Raw genomic sequence first — 18,086 nt, 5'->3', positions numbered from 1 at the left:
TGGAGTACTAGATTCCGTTGATGTTTAAACAAACATTTTTAGAAAACTAATCAAATTAATGATTTTCCATGTTTTTCAACTTTTAAAATTCAGATTTTTTGATATAATCCGTTTTGGAAAAAAAAGTCCTATTGAGATGTTTTTAGGTAATTTACAACGCCTGGAAACAGCAACATCTGCTACAATTTTTTATTTCGATAATATAAAGTATTAGACAACTTTACAAAAGTATTTATGAGAAAAATAAAGACTATAAGTGAACTATAAAATTGTCCTCGGAGACGACTAATGGTAGCGGTCAAAGAGAACCCCCAAAAACGCCTTACTATACAAACTGTTGAAATCGCTCCTAATACAACCGCGATTCGCTGTCTCGACTGGGATCGCGATCGCTTTGATATTGAGTTTGGATTGCAAAACGGTACAACTTACAATTCTTATCTAATTCAAGGTGAGCGTACAGTTTTAGTTGATACGTCTCACTCCAAGTTCCGCGAACAATATTTAGAAACTCTCAAAAGCCTGGTTAATCCCAAAGCGATTGATTATGTAATTGTTAGCCACACAGAACCCGATCACAGCGGTTTAGTGGAAGATGTTTTACAAATTGCTCCTAGAGCGACTGTATTAGCGTCGAAAGTAGCATTACAGTTTCTAGAGAACTTGGTACACGACCCGTTTTCTAAGAGAATTGTCAAGACTGGTGACACTGTAGATTTAGGTAACGGACACGAAATTGAATTTGTCAGTGCGCCCAATTTGCACTGGCCCGACACCATTTTCAGTTTCGACAAGAAAACCCAAACCCTGTTTACTTGTGACGCTTTTGGTATGCACTATTGCAGTGACGATACCTTTGATGTCAACTTAGAGGCACTAGAACCCGACTTCAAGTTTTACTACGATTGCTTGATGGGACCAAATGCTCGCTCTTTGTTGAATGCAATGAAGAGAATGGGTGACTTAGGCAAAATCAAAATTATTGCTAACGGTCACGGCCCATTGCTTTATCACAATCTGGATACTCTTACCGAGTGTTACCAGAGTTGGAGCCAAAAACAAGCCAAAACAGAAACAATCATTGGTTTGTTCTACGTTTCCGAATATGGATATAGCGATCGCCTAGCGCAATCAATCGGTCACGGTATCCAAAAAACCGGCGTTGGTGTGGAGATGTTGGATTTAACTAACATCGACCTCCAGGAAATCCAAGAATTGGCAGGTAGAGCAGCAGGTATCATCATCGGTATGCCTCCTTCTGCTAACGTTGCGGCTCAAGCTGCGATCAGTTCTTTGTTAGCAGTAGTTAAAAATAAGCAAGTCATCGGACTGTATGAGTCTTACGGTGGAGATGACGAACCCATCGACACCTTGCGGAGAAAATTCCTCGAACATGGTGTAAGAGAAGGTTTCCCAGCAATCCGCATCAAAGAAGTTCCCAGCAACGAGACATTTAGAATTGCTGACGAAGCTGGTAGCGAAATGGGACAGTTGCTTGTACGCGAACGCAATATCAAGCATCTTAAATCCATCGATGCCGATTTGGAAAAAGCACTAGGTCGCATTAGCAACGGACTTTACGTCGTTACCACTAAAAAAGGTGATGTAAGAGGTGCAATGGTTGCTTCCTGGATTGCTCAAGCAAGCTTACAACCTTTAGGATTTACCGTAGCTGTTGGTAAAACCCGAGGAATTGAGTCTTCATTGCAAATAGGCGATCATTTTGTGCTAAACGTTCTTGAAGAAGGAAACTATCAAGAATTGAAAAAGCATTTCCTCAAGCGCTTACTTCCCGGTGTTGACCGATTTGAAGGAGTGAAAACTCACACAGCCAAAAATGGTAGTCCAATTCTTGCTGATGCCCTAGCATACATGGAATGCGAAGTCAAGACCAGCATGGAATGCAGCGACCACTGGCTATTGTACTGTACTGTTTCCGACGGTCGCATTTCCGACCCCGATGGAATGACAGCAGTTCGTCACCGTAAGGTTGGAACCTATTATTAATTGGTAATTGGTAATTGGTAATTGGGGATTGGTAATTGGTAATTGGTAATTGGGGATTGGGGATTGGGGATTGGGATTTCTTCCTTCTCATCATCCCCCTATTACCCATCACCTATTACCCATTACCCATTACCTATTACCCATTACCCATTACCTATTACCCATTACCCATTACCCATTACCCATTACCCATTACCCATTACCCATCTATTTTATAAAGGCATCTACATTCCTTTTTTGATTATTCTTTTGATTCTTAATCCTTAATTTTGTATCCTTCTTATGAGCAATTCCAATCCCCGCGACGTGCAAATTGCATCTATTGCGACCGATACGACGTTGATTAGGTCTCGCAGTTGGACGCGGCTGCGATTTGAAATTGAATATGCCTTGGCTAAAGGGACTACTTCTAATTGCTATTTAATTGAAGGCGATAAAACCGCAATTATTGATCCACCTCCGGAAACTTTTACCCAAATTTATATCGAAGCATTACAGAATGTTTTGGATTTTCAAAAGTTGGATTATGTGATCGTTGGACATTTTAATCCCAACCGTGTCGCAACTCTCAAAGCACTTTTAGAACGCGCACCTTCGTTAACTTTTGTTTGCTCGGTTCCTGCTGCTGCCAATTTGCGTGCTGCTTGTGGTGAACAGGTAAAAATTATGGAAATGCGGGGGAAAGAAACCCTCGATTTAGGTCAGGGACACGTTTTAAAAGGTACTCCTATTCCGAGTCCGCGCTGGCCGAGTGGACTTGCTACTTACGACCAACAAACTCAAATTCTCTACTCGAATAAATTATTTGGCGCTCATGTCTGCGGTGAAGAAGTCTTTGATGAAGACTGGGACATTTTAAAAGAAGACCAGCGCTACTATTTTGACTGCTTAATGGCTCCCCATGCATCTCACGTAAAAGCGGCTCTGGAAAAACTTTCAGATATCCCGGTGAGAATGTATGCTACCGTTCACGGTCCTTTGGTACGCTACGGCTTGATCGAACTTAATAAAGCTTATCAACAGTGGAGTGTTTCTCAAACTGAACGCGAAGTTACCGTTGCCTTACTTTACGCTTCAGCATACGGTAATACTGCAACTTTGGCTCAAGCATTCGGTTTGGGTTTAACTAAAGGTGGGGTCGCTGTTGAGTCTATTAACTGCGAATTTGCCGATCCAGATGATGTTCGCGCTGCGATTGAAAAGTCAGATGGTTTTATCATCGGTTCACCCACCATCGGGGGAAATGCACCCACACCGATTCATACTGCTTTGGGTATTGTGCTTTCAGTTGGTGACACGAGTAAACTCGCTGGTGTATTTGGTTCCTATGGTTGGAGCGGTGAAGCATTCGATTTAATTGAAGGTAAGTTAAAGGATGCAGGATTTAAGTTTGGCTTCGACACCTTTAAAGCTAGATTTAAACCATCCGATAAAACCCTCAAGGAATGCGAAGAAACAGCAACCGATTTTGCTCAAACTTTGAGAAAAGCTCGCAAGCTACGTATAACTCAACCCGCTGCAACTCCAATGGAACAAGCCGTGGGACGTATCGTTGGTTCGGTTTGCGTACTCACAGCAAAACAAGGAGAAATTACCACCGGAATGCTCGGTTCTTGGGTATCTCAAGCAACTTTTGACCCACCGGGAATTAGTTTAGCGATCGCCAAAGATCGAGCAGTAGAAAACCTACTGTATCCAGGAAGCAAGTTTGTTCTCAACGTTATTGGTGAAGGTAATCAACAAGATTACGTGAAGCACTTCCGTAAATCTTTCGCTCCCGGTGAAGACCGTTTCTCCAACTTCCCTACAGCATCAGCCGATAACGGTGGTATCATCCTCACCGACGCTACAGCTTATTTAGAATGTTCTGCAAGTAAGCGGATGGAATGCGGCGACCACTGGGTAATCTATGCAACAGTTGATAACGGAAAATTACTGCAACCAGATACAGCAACTGCTATTCACCGTCGTAAAGCAGGGAACCATTATTAACTGTATAAAGATGCACTTAATGACAGCCTACGCAGGTAGGCTTTGTAATATTAGCCCCAGCCTTCTAGGCTGCGGGTGTTTTTTTTTATGCTGATGAGATTTGAGCAATTCATCCGGACAACACCATACTAAACGCTGTATGAAGTGTTGACCGTTCGCAGTTTTACAAAATGTTAGCAGTATGTAGCTCAATATACATTATTAAAAATTGTGGCATCAGCAAAATAATGGAATTTTTGCTATAAATGTAGGTCGTGCAAGTAGGGAACTAAGGCTTCCCGTGTTTCCGCAATTGTTCGCAGGTCAACTGTATACAGATTGTGTAAGGTTTAACTATTAAAACAGTCCTAGCATCTCACAAAAATGCCTGCGACTGTGACAACGGTTTAAATTATTGGCTCTTGTTATGTATCCAGAAAAAAACAAAAATAAACTAAAGTTCCCTTTTTGGCACTATCTCAATCAACCCTTGTTTAGTGAAAAACTGATATTAAATCCTCATACCTTTGCTTATGTCCATAGGATTGAGCTTTTAGAACGGTGTTGGGGTCGAGAATGCGATGCTAAGGGACAATCTTCGAGCGGTGGATAGGCTATTTGATCTCGAACCAATGATTTACGAAGCGGTTCGGGAAAAATTTATGAGTTACAAGTTAACAAATTTTTATTTGAATGGTTTTGCCAGATCTTAATTTTAATTACAACGTTAGCTAATCGCCTCGTCCTTGGGATGGGGCTTTTCTATATGAATAATCGGTAATTAGTCGAAATTATTCAAAGGTTGTTCTATTCCCCATGACCTATAAATCTACTTTTTATAATTTTATCAAGAATACAACAGATAATTTTAAGCTCAAGTTAATGCCTTTTAGGTAGATTACTTAGGGAGAATACAACTTTTCATACATTTATTCTCTGGACAAAAAGTAAAAAATACAACTAATCATACTGAGGGTGATGTTTAGAACTACGGGAATAGGGAAGTAGGGAAGAGCCGGGTTTATACGAGGTTGGGGAATTATTGCAGTAAAGATTCAAACACGAATACGAAATTTAATATATTGATCAAGAATAAAATATAGTCTAGATTACATTCGTGCGTTACTCTGGATAACACCTGCGGTCTTGGAGAAATTAGAAGCGTATGTCCTTTGTACCTTTACACATTCATAGTGACTATAGCTTGCTTGATGGTGCGTCTCAGTTGCCTGGTTTGATTGACCGTGCCATCGAATTGGGAATGAAGGCGATCGCGCTGACTGACCACGGAGTAATGTACGGTGCGGTTGAGTTAATCAAAATTTGTCGCAATAAGAATTTTCAGCCGATTATCGGTAATGAAATGTATATTATTAACGGCGATATTACTAAACAGGAACGTCGTCCCCGCTACCATCAAGTTGTTTTAGCGAAGAATACTCGCGGCTATAAAAATTTAACTAAATTAACTACAATATCTCATTTGGAAGGGGTGCAGGGAAAAGGAATTTTTTCGCGTCCTTGTATTAATAAAGAATTATTAAAACAGTATCATGAAGATTTAATTGTTACTAGCGCTTGTTTGGGTGGAGAAATTCCCCAAGCGATTATGAGCGGTAGACCGGATGTAGCGCGAAAAATTGCTAAATGGTATCAAGATATATTTAACGATGATTATTATTTAGAAATTCAAGACCACGGTTCTCAAGAAGACCGAGTTGTGAATGTTGAAATTGTTAAAATTGCGCGAGAATTGGGAATCAAGCTGATAGCAACTAACGATTCTCACTATACTTCTTGTAACGATGTAGAAGCCCACGATGCCTTGCTGTGCATTCAAACTGGAAAGAAGATTTTTGAAGATAAACGAATGCGTTACAGCGGTACGGAATATTTAAAATCTGCCTCAGAAATGAAGCAGTTATTCCGCGACCATTTACCGGAAGATGTGATAGAAGAAGCTGTTAGTAATACAGTAGAAGTTGCCGAGAAAATTGAACCTTATGATATTTTAAGTGCGCCTAGAACTCCTCATTTCCCCATCCCATCCGGTCACACTGCCGATACTTTTGTAGAAGAAGTAACATGGGGGGGACTTTTAGAAAAGTTAAATCGTAAATCCCGCAGCGAAATAGATAATACCTATAAAGAAAGGCTGGAATACGAATTAAAAATGATTCAGAAAATGGGTTTTTCTGAATACTTTTTGGTTGTGTGGGACTACATTAAATTTGCTCGCGATAGTAATATTCCTGTAGGTCCGGGAAGAGGTTCGGCGGCTGGTTCTTTGGTAGCATACTCTATGGGTATAACGAATATTGACCCCGTACATCATGGATTATTATTCGAGCGTTTCTTAAACCCAGAAAGAAAATCCATGCCTGATATTGATACGGATTTTTGTATAGAAAGCCGCGACAAAGTTATTGATTATGTAACTCGTCAATATGGAAAAGATAAAGTCGCTCAAATTATTACTTTTAACCGATTGACTTCCAAAGCGGTATTAAAAGATGTTGCCAGAGTATTAGATATTCCTTACGGGGAAGCCGATAAAATGGCGAAATTGATACCCGTAGCCAGGGGTAAACCAGCTAAGTTGAAAAAGATGATTGCCGACGATACCCCGGAACCGGAATTTAAAGAAAGATACGATAACGACCCAGCAGTAAAACACTGGATAGACATGGCAATTCGTATCGAAGGAACTAATAAAACCTTCGGAGTTCATGCTGCGGGTGTGGTAATTTCTGCCGAACCTTTAGATGAAATAGTGCCGTTACAAAGGAATAATGATGGTTCTGTAATTACTCAATATTACATGGAAGATATAGAATCGATGGGTTTATTAAAAATGGACTTTTTGGGTTTAAGAAACCTAACCATGATTGATAAAACTATCGATTTAATCCAAGACAAAATTGGATATAGAATAGATCCCTACGATATTACTGCTCAAGAAAGAAAAGCACAAAAAATATTAGCTAAAGGTGGGGAAACAGCCAAACTTCCTAATGATGTCAGAAAGACTTATGAATTATTAGAAGCAGGAGACTTAGAAGGAATATTTCAGTTAGAATCTTCCGGAATGCGACAAATTGTGCGAGATTTGAAACCTTCCAATATAGAAGATATTTCATCAATTTTAGCGCTTTATCGACCCGGACCATTAGACGCGGGATTAATTCCTAAGTTTATCGATCGCAAACATGGTAGAGAACAAATATCATACGAAGCCAAAGTTTTAGAACCGATTCTTGATGAAACCTACGGAATTATGGTTTATCAAGAGCAAATCATGAAAATTGCTCAAGACATGGCTGGTTATTCTCTGGGACAAGCCGATTTGCTGCGTCGAGCAATGGGTAAAAAGAAAGTATCAGAAATGCAGAAACATCGCGAAATTTTTATCGATGGTTCCGCAAAAAATGGAGTCAGCAAACAAGTTGCTGAAGGATTATTCGACCAAATGATTAAATTTGCCGAATATTGCTTGAGTTACGACACCGAAATTTTCACTGTAGAATATGGCTTGATGCCGATAGGTAAAATAGTTGAAAATAAAATTGAATGTTCGGTGTATAGCGTTGATGAAAATGGGAATATTTACAGTCAAGCGATCGCACAGTGGCACGATCGCGGGATGCAAGAAGTATTTGAGTATGAATTAGCAGATGGTTCGATGATTCGAGCGACTAAGGATCATAAATTTATGACAGTTGACGGGGAAATGTTAAGTATTGATGAGGTGTTTGAGCGGGGGTTGGAGTTGAAGCAGGTCGGGGGATTGTAGGGTGTGTGAAGCTTTGAGGATTTTGGTGAGTAAATTAGAATTTTTGTTGCGTCACGCACCGAGATTATAATATTAAACCGCAGAGTCACAGAGGACGCTGAGGAAGAGGGGATGGAGAGAATTTGGAATTAAGCAGCAACAAGATTATCTAACTGTAATTCACATTGTTGAAATATGTAATTAACAGCAGCAAATATTTTATTTAGTTCGTAGATAGTGTAAGGGCTATTATCTTTAGTAAATAAATTATTTTCTAACTTTCCAAATTTCCAGCGATCGCCATTTGAAACAATACCGAAAATGGTTACTTGAATCTCTTTATTAAGACCTTTTGCAGCAATCATTTCTGCCAAACATTGCGCCCAACCTCCCTCAAAGTCGTCTTGTTTGGCTTCGACTAAAATAAAATATGGCTTATCAAATACTACTTTACCTAAAGATGACCTTTTAGCCAAAATATATTCGGGGAAACCTGATAAATTTTCATCATAATTTAGTGAATGATGACTCCACAAAGTAAACTTGCTATTATAAAGTTTCCAAACTTCTTTTAAAACTGGATAGATGATATTTTCACAAATAGCAAACTCCGAACTATAAACAACTCCTTCTCGCATTACTATTTCTAAATCTTCTCGGAAGTAATCGGGAATATTAAATTCAGCTTCACTCATGAAATTTGCTTCAGTATAGGTAACTTGAAACGCTTTAAGTACTTCACCAATGGTTTTGTAACTGCTGAAAGACATCTCCACCTCTACAAAATAAGTTTCTCCCTCCAGTATTATCTTATCGTGATTAGCTGAGGTTGGATGCGCTAGGCGAGAGCATTACAGCATCAGAACCATATAAATTATTATTTTTATGATTTAAAACTGGTGTCTACTTTTTGCGTTAATTCTCCGCGTTCGACTTTCATGGGATTATCCCTAGCAGAAATAATTATAATTAATTCTCATTTTGTAATCCCCACAATTTAGCAATATTTTTCAGTTCATCAACAATTGTCTCAGTCTGCTGAAGAATATCTTTGGCACTTTTAGGATTTTTACGAAAACCTGCGTGTAATACATCGTTACGTAAATTCGCTAGATTAAAGTCACCACCCCAAAGTTTATTTAATGGTTTTCTGATGTTTTTAGATATTTTGTACCATTCATTCAAATATTCTGATTCTTTAATAGTGTTGCCATTGTTATCCTTGATTTTGCCTCCATTTCATCATCGGAAATTCCTGTTTCTGCTGTCTTTGTTAGTAAAACGTGAAGTGTATCTGGCTGATAAAATTCAACCAAAGCTTCTTGAACAAATTTTGTCTTAAATTCACCCAATTGTACTGGATTAACGTATGTAGTTTCCTGATATCCTCTTTTATTAAAACCTAAAAATGAAATTGCTTTCAATGGTCTTTGTGTCATAATTCTTTTCCTTTAATTTGTATCTATTAACGAAGTTTGTCCCATCCCCAACCGGGTTTTCATTCCCGTACCTGCAAACTCTGCATAATTAACCAACAAATGAGCGACATTTGCTAACAATTCATCGGTACGGTTGAAAACTTGTAATTTCACATCTCCGACAAATCCATTTACATAACCTTTTTGTAATTGCCAACCTCGGGTTTGAATTTTATGATGTTTCAATAAAATTGCTTCGCTAAGATAGGCTATTAAATCATCGCTTCCTAAATAAACGGGTGCAAAATGATTCCAACGTTCCAACCAGCTACGAAACATTGATGTAGGGATGGGAAGAGGTAAGTTTGTTTTTCCTAGAGAAAATGCTGTCGGTGTAAGAAATTGCAGTTCAAATTTTCTGATGGGTTCTGGTTCGTTAGCGACTAAGTTTGTGTACAGTTCTTCGTAGCTAGTAATTTTATCTTCCCGGTTAACGACGTTGAATTTTGCACCTAGAAATTTAATGGTTTCTGATAGTTGTAGGGATAAAATTGATTTAGCTGAAATTTCGCTGATTCCAGATAAGGATAAATTATAAAATTCATCTGGATGGAAAGTAAAAAAGTCTTTATTTGTGGAATAGCAACCGATAAATCCTGAGTAAGAAGTTGAAGGTATTTTTTCGCTTCCTAACTCTAAATCTAGTTGTTGATGCAGTTGTTTTACTAGTTCTAAATTGTAGGAACGGGGTAAAACTGTGGGTTCGGATACTGTTAATGTCCAAGTAGAACGAATTAGCATAATTATAAAACTATTTAGCTTTGAATTTGACCCATCCCGGTACAAATTTGATGTCACTGCTTGGAGTTTTTACAGTTCTTCTACTTTTTGGTGCTTCAAAATCAGGTGCTTTCAAACCGCAATTATCGCGGATTTCTGCTCTTAAATCGTCAGGAAAACACAAACCAACAGTAGTTCCTGTCATTCCGCTACCCCAACCCAATCTAAGTTGATAAGGACATTTTTCTGATTCGTACAATTCGCGGATATAACTAAAATTTAAATTTTTACCTGCTGCATTAGGATTATTTTCAATATTTTGCCAGTAATCGTGTTCGTAATCCCATTGTTCTTGAGCGAATTCTTGACAAATTTTTAAAAGTTCATCAAGATTATTAAAAGGTAATTTCATTCCCTGGTTATGTTTGAACCATGAGAGCATTTCTGTATCTAAGCTAATAGTAAATTCTGTATCAACTTGTTTTACCATTTCGGCATAGATAGAAGCTCGATATTTAGCTGAATAATCGGAAAATCGACTTGAAACTATCACTTCAGGAACTACAGGTAAATTAAGAGGTATTCGTCTTCCATTTGTGGCTATTGCCGATTTTTCTAAAAGTGGTTGTGAATCTGTTACTTGTAGCGCTCTCAAAATATCGGTATTTTGACTTGTGCCGGAGAAAGTTCTATCTTGATAAGTAAGACTGTAATCAGAAAAGAAACTATCCATAAACAATTTATCGTCAGCAAACTTTTGGTTACGTTTATTGCTAAGTTCTCCTATATTTTTTCTTAACTTTTCTTCAATTGCGCTTACTCGTTGATTTGATGGTACTTGATAACTATCTGCGTGTTTTAATAGATGATAGGCGATCGCAGTTCTTATCGCTCCTTTAATTGAGGAACCAGGAATAAATAATTCTCCCATTCCGTTACGAATCATCGGACGTAAATCTGTAATTTTATCTTCCGTCCATTTGCGACTTATGAAAATATCGGGGAAAATTTTTTCCCCATTAGCTGCTGTAGTATTCCACCATTCTTGACCAAAAGCGTTTTCTAATAGTCTGCTAATATCTTCTTGTTGTTCAATTGCTGTGATGTAGTCATTTAAAAAGCTTCCTCCCTGTTGATATAAAGCTTTAGTTAACGCTTCTTGATTGGGAAGATAAACTTTTTTTGATGTCTGTACGTATTCAAACGGATTTAATCGGGATACTGATGAACCAATATGTAAAATTGGACTGGTTAAACGTATCTGTTTTGATTCGTAAACTTGAGGTTTATTGAGTTGAGGAAAAGTTGATTTCATTTATTTAGTCTTTAATAATATCTGGCGGTTGAAACCGCAGCTACACAAACGAAGTCCGCCTGCGCGGACTATAATTATTAGTTAAACTTGTCGTATTTTGATTGGTAAACTTAAACCAATACCATTACGATAAATGCGATGTCTTTTAAATTGAGTTGGCGTTACGTCTACTAATTTTCCTTGCGGTTGCTGTGAGAAAACGGAACCTTCTACAAACATTCGTACCTTTTTACGACGCAGGTTTACATCACCTATCCAACCACCGCATTCTATAATTTCATAAGCAGAACTTTTTAGGAATTCTTGAGATATATCTGAATCCCAAAATAAGCTAATTAATTCGTGATGAGTTCCTTTTGTTTCAACTACATCATGCCAACTTTTTGGTAAGTCCAACCATTCGATTTCAAACCTTCCCGCACCGCTAGAACGTTCGCCCCCTAAGCCTTCTTCTCCTAATAGATGTAAGGCTGCTTTTAGTTCATCAGCTAGTTTTTCACCTTCGGGAGTGAATTTTAATAGGAAGTATAAACCAGAAATGCTTTTTTCCCATTGAAATTGTACGAAACCTGTATGGTAAAAGTTAGTTGCTCTAGTAGTTCTGTCTATTGCGGCTTTCGGATGTTTGTCGATTTTAAAGGCTTGACTATAATCAAAAACTCCAGCTTTATCTAATTTACCGTTAGTTCCCTTGGTGTTAGTTCTGTCAATTAATTCTTGAATATCTTCGTTGTTAATTCCATCATTTTGATACCATCTTTGCCAAACTTCTAAAGGTAAATAACTCAGCTTTTTATAAGTTTTGAAAAAATCTAAGTCTTCCTTTGGATAATTAATCGGAAACTGTTGAGGACGAGGAAGATAGTATATAGTTTTATTTTCTTTTTGATGGTAAATAAAGGTAGAACTCATCCGCACGGGTGGAGAAGATGCGTTAAATTTATGCAATAAGCTTTCAATCGCATCTTTGCCAAACAACCGCGTATAAACACTCATCCAAGCACTGAATAAAGTGTCAGACTGGACTCTTTCTACAGTTTCTTCCATCCCAATACCCAATCGACCAAAATGAGCGGGATTACTTCCAAAGTTGAGTTTAATTAACTTCCAACTGTTCATGCTTTACCTTCTGCTGGGGGTAAACGCTTTTGAATTTCGCTGGTTAAGTTCCCAAAATTTTCTAATAAAACAGAGGTATCGGCTATTGTTTGAATAGGTTTAAGAAAGTCCGTTCCTCCACCTGTAATTTTTTTGTATTGATCTAAATTGCGATAGTATAATTGAAAGTTTTTAAACCGAACTTTACCGTATCCCCGCGAACCATGTCCCCCTAAAGCATCGTCTTCGAGAATTGCTAAAGCTATGGCAATATTTTGTAAGTCTTCTATAGCTTGTTCGGCATCTTCGACGGTATAAACAAGTTCAAAATTGAATTGAGAACCTGCTGGTACTCTTTCTAATTGTCGGGGATTTGCTGCTGCGGTTACTCTATCGATACCATTTTCAAACTTCCATTCGGTCATGTAAAGACCTGTATCAATTTCTCGAAGTTTGGTAGCAGATTCGTCTACTAAATGAGAGTCTCGCACCATTAAACGTGCTGGTGCGTTACGTCCGCGATTGATTTTTGTGCAGTTTTGATTTTGAATTGTACGAGTAGGACTATCATTTTCTAATAATCCTTCTTTTGTCGCTACATCAACTGGCATCCAAAATTTAGAACCGCCAGTAGAACCAAATAACCTGCTTATTTGACAAGTTCGTGCGCCTTCATAAGGAATAAATAACCCATCAATTTCTGTATAACCATTTTCTAAATCATCACTTTCATAGCGATAAGTACCGCTTCCCCCGGTTCGATTTAGAGGTTTACTATGTAATCTTTCTAATATGGAACGTAATTTACCTTTTATTGAAGAACCAGGTAAATAGGGATATTTTGTTAACGGGTCGCGAATTACAGGTTTATCGATTCCACCTATATCTAAAGTTTCGCCACCTCCGCCTATATGTAAACCAGTTTCTACATTAATATGACTGGTTAAACGGATTTTTCCAAGTAAAGGTTTTTGTGTTAATGATGCAGGCATATTTCAATTTTGGATTTTGGATTTTGGATTGAATGTTTGATTTGTTAGATTAGAGCTTAATATTACTTTCCACCTTCAGCTTTGTGATAAGCAATGATTGATTCAATCAGTTGAACTAATCGTTCAAAATCTTCTTTACTGTGAACTGAGTCTATCGCTACTGACATCACATCGCTTAAAGGTTTAGCAGCTTTTTGTCTGGCTGCTGCGTATGCTAATTTAGGTTTTAGTAAGACTATATCGGTGTCAATCTTTGAGAAATTACCCGTATCTGCTAACACAGCTTTTAGCCGATTTATCGCATCTAAAAACTTACGAACTTGGTTTGTTTCAAGTCTTTGACCTTTCAGATAAGGACCAAATTCTTCAGCGTGTTTGACTAATTCTCGAATGGGATAATCTCTTAATTTATTGTCCAAAGTATTAATTTTATCGATAATGTCCTTGACAATATCCGTAGATTGATTGCTGTTATTACGCGAGTTAGATTGTCTATTATTGGAATTACCTCTATTTTCAGATTCCTTCGGTGATGATGTTGGAACTGGACGATTAACTGGTTTAATAGGTTGTGTCATAATTTAGAACGGTTGAGTAATTCAATCCAAGTGGCGATCGCACGAAAATAAGGTGCATTATACGGGCTTTTCAATGATGTACGAAAATCAACGTCATCTAATACGTTAGTCGGTAATCTTGCTAAAGTGTAAGCAACTTTAGGTAAATGTAAGAAATAACGAGTTCCCATAGCACCTTGCGATTTTTGATCTTTAAATTTATCTAAAGCTTGTTCCTGTATCTCAGCAGTTGTTAAAAGATTGCGAACGAAATTACGAGAATAATTACTTCCTATTTCCTGTTTTTCCAGTCTTTCAACAAAAGGTAATATTCCTAATAAATTAGGTACCGACTCAGGTTGTAAATATGCTTTGATTTCCGAATCAATTAGGTTAATATGTTTTATACCCAGCCATTCATCCCATTTGAAAATTTGCCCAAACAAACCTAAACTATCTTTACCATTACCCTTAGCGGCTTTTTCAGCATCACCCGATGTATCTGCGGCTTGATATAAGGGAAATTTCGGTTCTGCAAGACTGATTCCTGCCGATAGCGTAATATCTGGATTATTTCCTGTAAAAGCACGAAAGCATTGGTAAACATCAAAGCCGAATTCTACAACTTCATTCCAAGCACCACTAACAAATAAATCATCCCCACCAGCATAGATAAATAGTAGATTTAAACGCTCATCTTCCGGCTTTAATTTTTCAATATTTTTAGGTGTATTTTCTTTTCTAAATTCCGCCAAACTATTAAGATAAACCTTAAAAAAATAGCTCATCTGGCGTGAAAGTCCACCGATTCTCGCGAGGTTCTTCTTATCTCCTAAACCTTCAGCAAAAATTATTCCTAGTCTATCTACATCCATCCGCAAATAACCAACTCTTGGTATTGCACCAACTTCTTTGGCTTTTTCCGCCATTTCATTAGCACGCATGAAGCCTTTTTCTTCTGGTTTCTCTGTTTCTTTGCCGTAGTTACCCAAAAGTAAAGGTATGGGATTGCGGAAAAGACTAAACTGATAGTGTTTTAGATCCCAATCGTTAATTAAAAATACGGTTTCGGAATTATTAACTATAGGTTTCCAATTTTCAAATAAATAATAGTAAACGCTGACAGCTTCACGTCGATCGGTAGCAGGTAATTTAAAAGAAAGTTTATGCGTTTTATCATCGGCTAAATTTTCTGTACTCGAACGTACTATAGAATCAAGTTTTAATAACTGTCCTCCTAACTCAAACATTCGCCGACAAGTAGCACAAGCAAGCACCGAATCTGATTCTTTGGAATTAAGTTGTTTTAAGTTTTCTACATCATCTCGATGACATACTTTGCAAGGTTCGTAACTATTTTGCGGTTGAATAAAATCAGTAATCTGTTCGCTGAATTTATTAGTTTTTTGTTTAGATAAACATTTTGTAATGCTTGCCCAATTCTCGGCAAAATCTTGTGTACCAATATCTTTAATTGGAAAGCTTAAACAATCAAGCGCCAGAAATACTTTCCCTTGAAATTCTTTTAAAAGCCATTTGTTAAATTGTTGGCGAATTTCTTCTACAATGTCTTTTATCTTCTCAGTTTCTGCCGCTAATATATATAATTTTCCACCACCAGCATAAATTACATTTGTGCGAGGTAATTCTAAAGCTTGTAAAACTTGCTGTACGACTTCTTCAGTAACTAATTCTAAATAAAAGCTTCTAGCACGTAGAGATTTCAGCGCACCATCAGAAGATATAGTATAGATAAACTTTTGAATTCCCGATAAGTCACCAGCTACTAACGTTAATTGATTTGCATTTAAATTATTAGCCAATGCACCAGCAACAGCAGCTGTAGATTTTACAATATCTATCAATGCAACATCCGAATTACCAAAGCTGATAAACGAACCGTATTTTTCTAAAATTAAAGTTAATAAAGAAAGGTTTTCCCAGTCTTTTTGATTGAGAGAATTTATAGCTTTTTCAATTTCTTGCTTTAGTTCATCAAAGTCATTCTCTACAGGTTCGTTATCTTGCGGATAGGGAATAAGGGGAGATTTATCCGCAATCGCTTGTGGATACCAATAATGTATTTTATCTTGACCGCATGACAGTTTCACCGAATCAAACAAACATTGCAAAGGTTTTATTTCATAATTACTGTCCCAAGAAAGTATATTTTTCGCTCGTTTGACAGCATCCGTTTCCGTAAAAGGGGGACATTTATTTGTTAATTCTGCATTAGCCCATTTCGCTAAAATACAAACCCCTTCTCGAACAACTTGCAAAGCATCATGGTAAGCACCTGAATTAATCATAAATAAATCAATAAATCGGTAGATGTAATCTCAACTATGGAAGATTATTACATATGGGTGGAAAAGGGGTATTCCATAAATCTCAAACATCCGCAATATCCTTATCTGGGATAACTTAACAACCCCTTTATCCGCTTCAGTAAAACTTCGGGAACATTACGTAGTTTTCCGCGTATCCAAGCACCACTTGTTAATTCTACACGAATTGAATCATGTATAATTTCGACTTCCGACAAACTACTGTGAATCACTCCTACTGCTGTTAAATTTCCCCTATCTCTACAGAATTCGTGCCAAGCATCAACCGCTTCCACTTTGGAACTAATGATTAAATAATGCGTGCAAGCTGACAAAATCGGCAGTTTCTCAGGCTGTACCATACCCCCGACATCCACTATTACCAACGACTTCTGCCGTCGCAACTCTAAAATAGCTTTTTGGTGGTAAGGGAAAAATCTTTCTGTTAAAGAACCGCGATCGCGCTTTTTAAACTCCTCAATTTCTGCTTCTGTCGCATCCTGACTCATTTCCAACAAATAATTTCCCTCACCATCCCAATGAGCGCGTTGTAAGTAAATATCTGGGTATTCCGGCAGTAAGCTTGTAAACAAAGCATGAGAAAACACGCTCTTACCACTATCCGGGGGACCCACTATCATCAACGCAGGACACAGGGATGGGGGAGATTTACTATTTTTTTTACGTTCAGTACATTCACGGTAATAACTTGACCGATACGAACCAAACGCGAATGAGTCGCCACCACTACAGCACCCAAACGCGGGTCATAACAAGCAACCCAAGCGGTAGGATGTAGCTCGTGAGTCAGATACGCATACAGCCAAGTGGGAGCGCGTCCCGAAATCACCACACCACCAGTAATATCAATACCTTCAGGAAGTTCTAAGTTTGTTAAATCTTGCGGTTCAATCAATCGGTCATGGCTGGTTTGTTCAATAGTCAACACCTGATATTTCAAGTCTTGCGATAATAGAGTGTCACTGAGATGCAGTTGTAATGATTGAGTCATTCGATTTTGGATTTTGGATTTTAGATTTTGGATTTGTAGGGTGTGTGACTAGGCTGTGTACTTTGTGGTTTTTTTTTGCTAAAAGTTCATACAGTTTTTGTGTTGGCTTTCAAGTGGAGGCAGAGCCTCTGGTCATGGGTTCCCATCCGGAGTCTGGGAACCAGTTGCAGCAATCTCATCAAAGCGCGATCGCACACCCACCCCACAGACAAACTACTAATAAACACTCCTAAAGTGCAGCTAATTACAGCAAATAGTCCTAAAGGCGGAATAGTTAAAATAATCCAAGTAATTGCCGCATTAATTACCGCTAAAATCCAACTACGGTAGCTGACTAATTTTTTAACAATAGATTCCGTAAATCCAACGGTAAACAACGTCCCCTCGGAATCCCTTGTGTCATCGATAGGTGTTTACAAGCCATTGTTAAAAATGCCTTGGAACCTTATTGGGAAGCACAATTCGAGAGAACATCCTACGGCTTCCGCCCCGCTAGAGGCGTACATGATGCAATTGAAAGGATACATTCAATGTCTAAAGGCAACTCAACAAAAAGCTGGGTTGTAGATGCAGATATTGCTATGTGTTTTGATAACATTGCTCATGAGCCACTACTGAAAACCATTGGTAATTTCCCCTCTCGGAAGTTAATACAACAGTGGTTAAAGGCTGGATACGTAGACAAGGGCGTTTTTAACGATACAGAAACTGGAGCTAAACAGGAATTAGCGAATTATCAAGAAACCTAATATCTGGCTACAAACAAAACCCCTCCGGGTTCACCACTCCCCTCAACGGAGGGAACCTCCGCACGCATCGGTTGAATAACTAGTCCAG

Annotated in this window: 16 protein-coding genes; 4 read left to right on the top strand and 12 right to left on the bottom strand. The window is 38.1% G+C overall.

Translation table 11 applies throughout. The annotated features are described in order from the left end of the window. Nucleotides 1-288: 288 nt before the first annotated feature. The 3 genes from VB797_RS03900 (at nt 289) to VB797_RS03890 (ending at nt 7,771) form a co-directional block, all read left to right on the top strand. Nucleotides 289-2,007, top strand: a complete 1,719-nt coding sequence (locus tag VB797_RS03900; RefSeq protein WP_323236321.1) for a diflavin flavoprotein — start codon at nt 289-291, stop codon at nt 2,005-2,007. Nucleotides 2,008-2,289: 282 nt separating this feature from the next. Continuing rightward, entirely contained in the window at nt 2,290-3,999 is a 1,710-nt protein-coding gene (locus VB797_RS03895; protein WP_323236320.1) for a diflavin flavoprotein, read from the top strand. Nucleotides 4,000-5,143: 1,144 nt separating this feature from the next. Beyond that, a complete protein-coding gene (locus VB797_RS03890; protein WP_323236319.1) occupies nt 5,144-7,771 on the top strand; it encodes a DNA polymerase III subunit alpha in 2,628 nt (875 codons plus the stop codon). A 128-nt stretch (nt 7,772-7,899) separates the two neighbouring features. Here VB797_RS03890 and VB797_RS03885 read toward each other — a convergent pair whose 3' ends face one another. From VB797_RS03885 to csx18, 12 genes are all read right to left on the bottom strand, one after another. After that, nucleotides 7,900-8,520, bottom strand: coding sequence for a hypothetical protein (locus VB797_RS03885; protein ID WP_323236318.1), 621 nt, complete (start codon nt 8,518-8,520; stop codon nt 7,900-7,902). A gap of 199 nt (nt 8,521-8,719) precedes the next feature. Further along, the gene (locus tag VB797_RS03880; RefSeq protein ID WP_323236317.1) at nt 8,720-8,935 is read right to left on the bottom strand and encodes a hypothetical protein; all 216 of its coding nucleotides are present in this window, start codon (nt 8,933-8,935) and stop codon (nt 8,720-8,722) included. Next, nucleotides 8,932-9,189 (bottom strand): TM1812 family CRISPR-associated protein, encoded by a 258-nt coding sequence (locus tag VB797_RS03875; RefSeq protein ID WP_323236316.1) that lies wholly within the window; start codon nt 9,187-9,189, stop codon nt 8,932-8,934. The genes VB797_RS03880 and VB797_RS03875 overlap by 4 nt, the downstream gene beginning before the upstream one ends. A gap of 12 nt (nt 9,190-9,201) precedes the next feature. After that, nucleotides 9,202-9,969 carry a CRISPR system precrRNA processing endoribonuclease RAMP protein Cas6 gene (gene cas6, locus VB797_RS03870; protein ID WP_323236315.1) on the bottom strand — a complete coding sequence of 256 codons (768 nt, stop codon included), beginning with the start codon at nt 9,967-9,969 and terminating at the stop codon, nt 9,202-9,204. 10 nt (nt 9,970-9,979) lie between these two features. Then, nucleotides 9,980-11,263, bottom strand: coding sequence for a type III-A CRISPR-associated RAMP protein Csm5 (gene csm5, locus VB797_RS03865; protein WP_323236314.1), 1,284 nt, complete (start codon nt 11,261-11,263; stop codon nt 9,980-9,982). An 81-nt stretch (nt 11,264-11,344) separates the two neighbouring features. Continuing rightward, entirely contained in the window at nt 11,345-12,382 is a 1,038-nt protein-coding gene (gene csm4 / locus VB797_RS03860) for a type III-A CRISPR-associated RAMP protein Csm4 (protein ID WP_323236313.1), read from the bottom strand. After that, nucleotides 12,379-13,353 (bottom strand): type III-A CRISPR-associated RAMP protein Csm3, encoded by a 975-nt coding sequence (csm3, locus tag VB797_RS03855; RefSeq protein ID WP_323236312.1) that lies wholly within the window; start codon nt 13,351-13,353, stop codon nt 12,379-12,381. Before csm3 ends, csm4 begins: the two co-directional genes overlap by 4 nt. 62 nt (nt 13,354-13,415) lie before the next feature. After that, nucleotides 13,416-13,931, bottom strand: a complete 516-nt coding sequence (csm2, locus tag VB797_RS03850; RefSeq protein WP_323236311.1) for a type III-A CRISPR-associated protein Csm2 — start codon at nt 13,929-13,931, stop codon at nt 13,416-13,418. Next, nucleotides 13,928-16,219: a type III-A CRISPR-associated protein Cas10/Csm1 gene (gene cas10, locus VB797_RS03845; protein WP_323236310.1), complete on the bottom strand. Its 2,292-nt coding sequence runs from the start codon at nt 16,217-16,219 to the stop codon at nt 13,928-13,930. Before cas10 ends, csm2 begins: the two co-directional genes overlap by 4 nt. Before the next feature lie 101 nt (nt 16,220-16,320). Further along, nucleotides 16,321-16,878 (bottom strand): CRISPR-associated protein Csx3, encoded by a 558-nt coding sequence (locus tag VB797_RS03840; RefSeq protein WP_323236309.1) that lies wholly within the window; start codon nt 16,876-16,878, stop codon nt 16,321-16,323. Next, complete coding sequence (crn3, locus tag VB797_RS03835; protein WP_323236308.1) at nt 16,878-17,249, bottom strand: CRISPR-associated ring nuclease Crn3/Csx3; 372 nt, start codon at nt 17,247-17,249, stop codon at nt 16,878-16,880. Before crn3 ends, VB797_RS03840 begins: the two co-directional genes overlap by 1 nt. An 86-nt stretch (nt 17,250-17,335) precedes the next feature. Further along, nucleotides 17,336-17,626: a CRISPR-associated protein Csx18 gene (csx18, locus tag VB797_RS03830; protein ID WP_323236307.1), complete on the bottom strand. Its 291-nt coding sequence runs from the start codon at nt 17,624-17,626 to the stop codon at nt 17,336-17,338. Nucleotides 17,627-17,638: 12 nt separating this feature from the next. Between csx18 and VB797_RS03825 the strand changes: the two genes are divergently transcribed. Continuing rightward, nucleotides 17,639-17,998, top strand: coding sequence for a reverse transcriptase/maturase family protein (locus tag VB797_RS03825; protein ID WP_323236383.1), 360 nt, complete (start codon nt 17,639-17,641; stop codon nt 17,996-17,998). Nucleotides 17,999-18,086 lie beyond the last annotated feature (88 nt).

It is taken from the genome of Rivularia sp. UHCC 0363 (genome assembly GCF_034931125.1).
GTDB lineage: Bacteria > Cyanobacteriota > Cyanobacteriia > Cyanobacteriales > Nostocaceae > Rivularia.
Note: the sequence above shows the minus strand (reverse complement) of the source record. Positions and strands in the feature narration are given on the sequence as shown.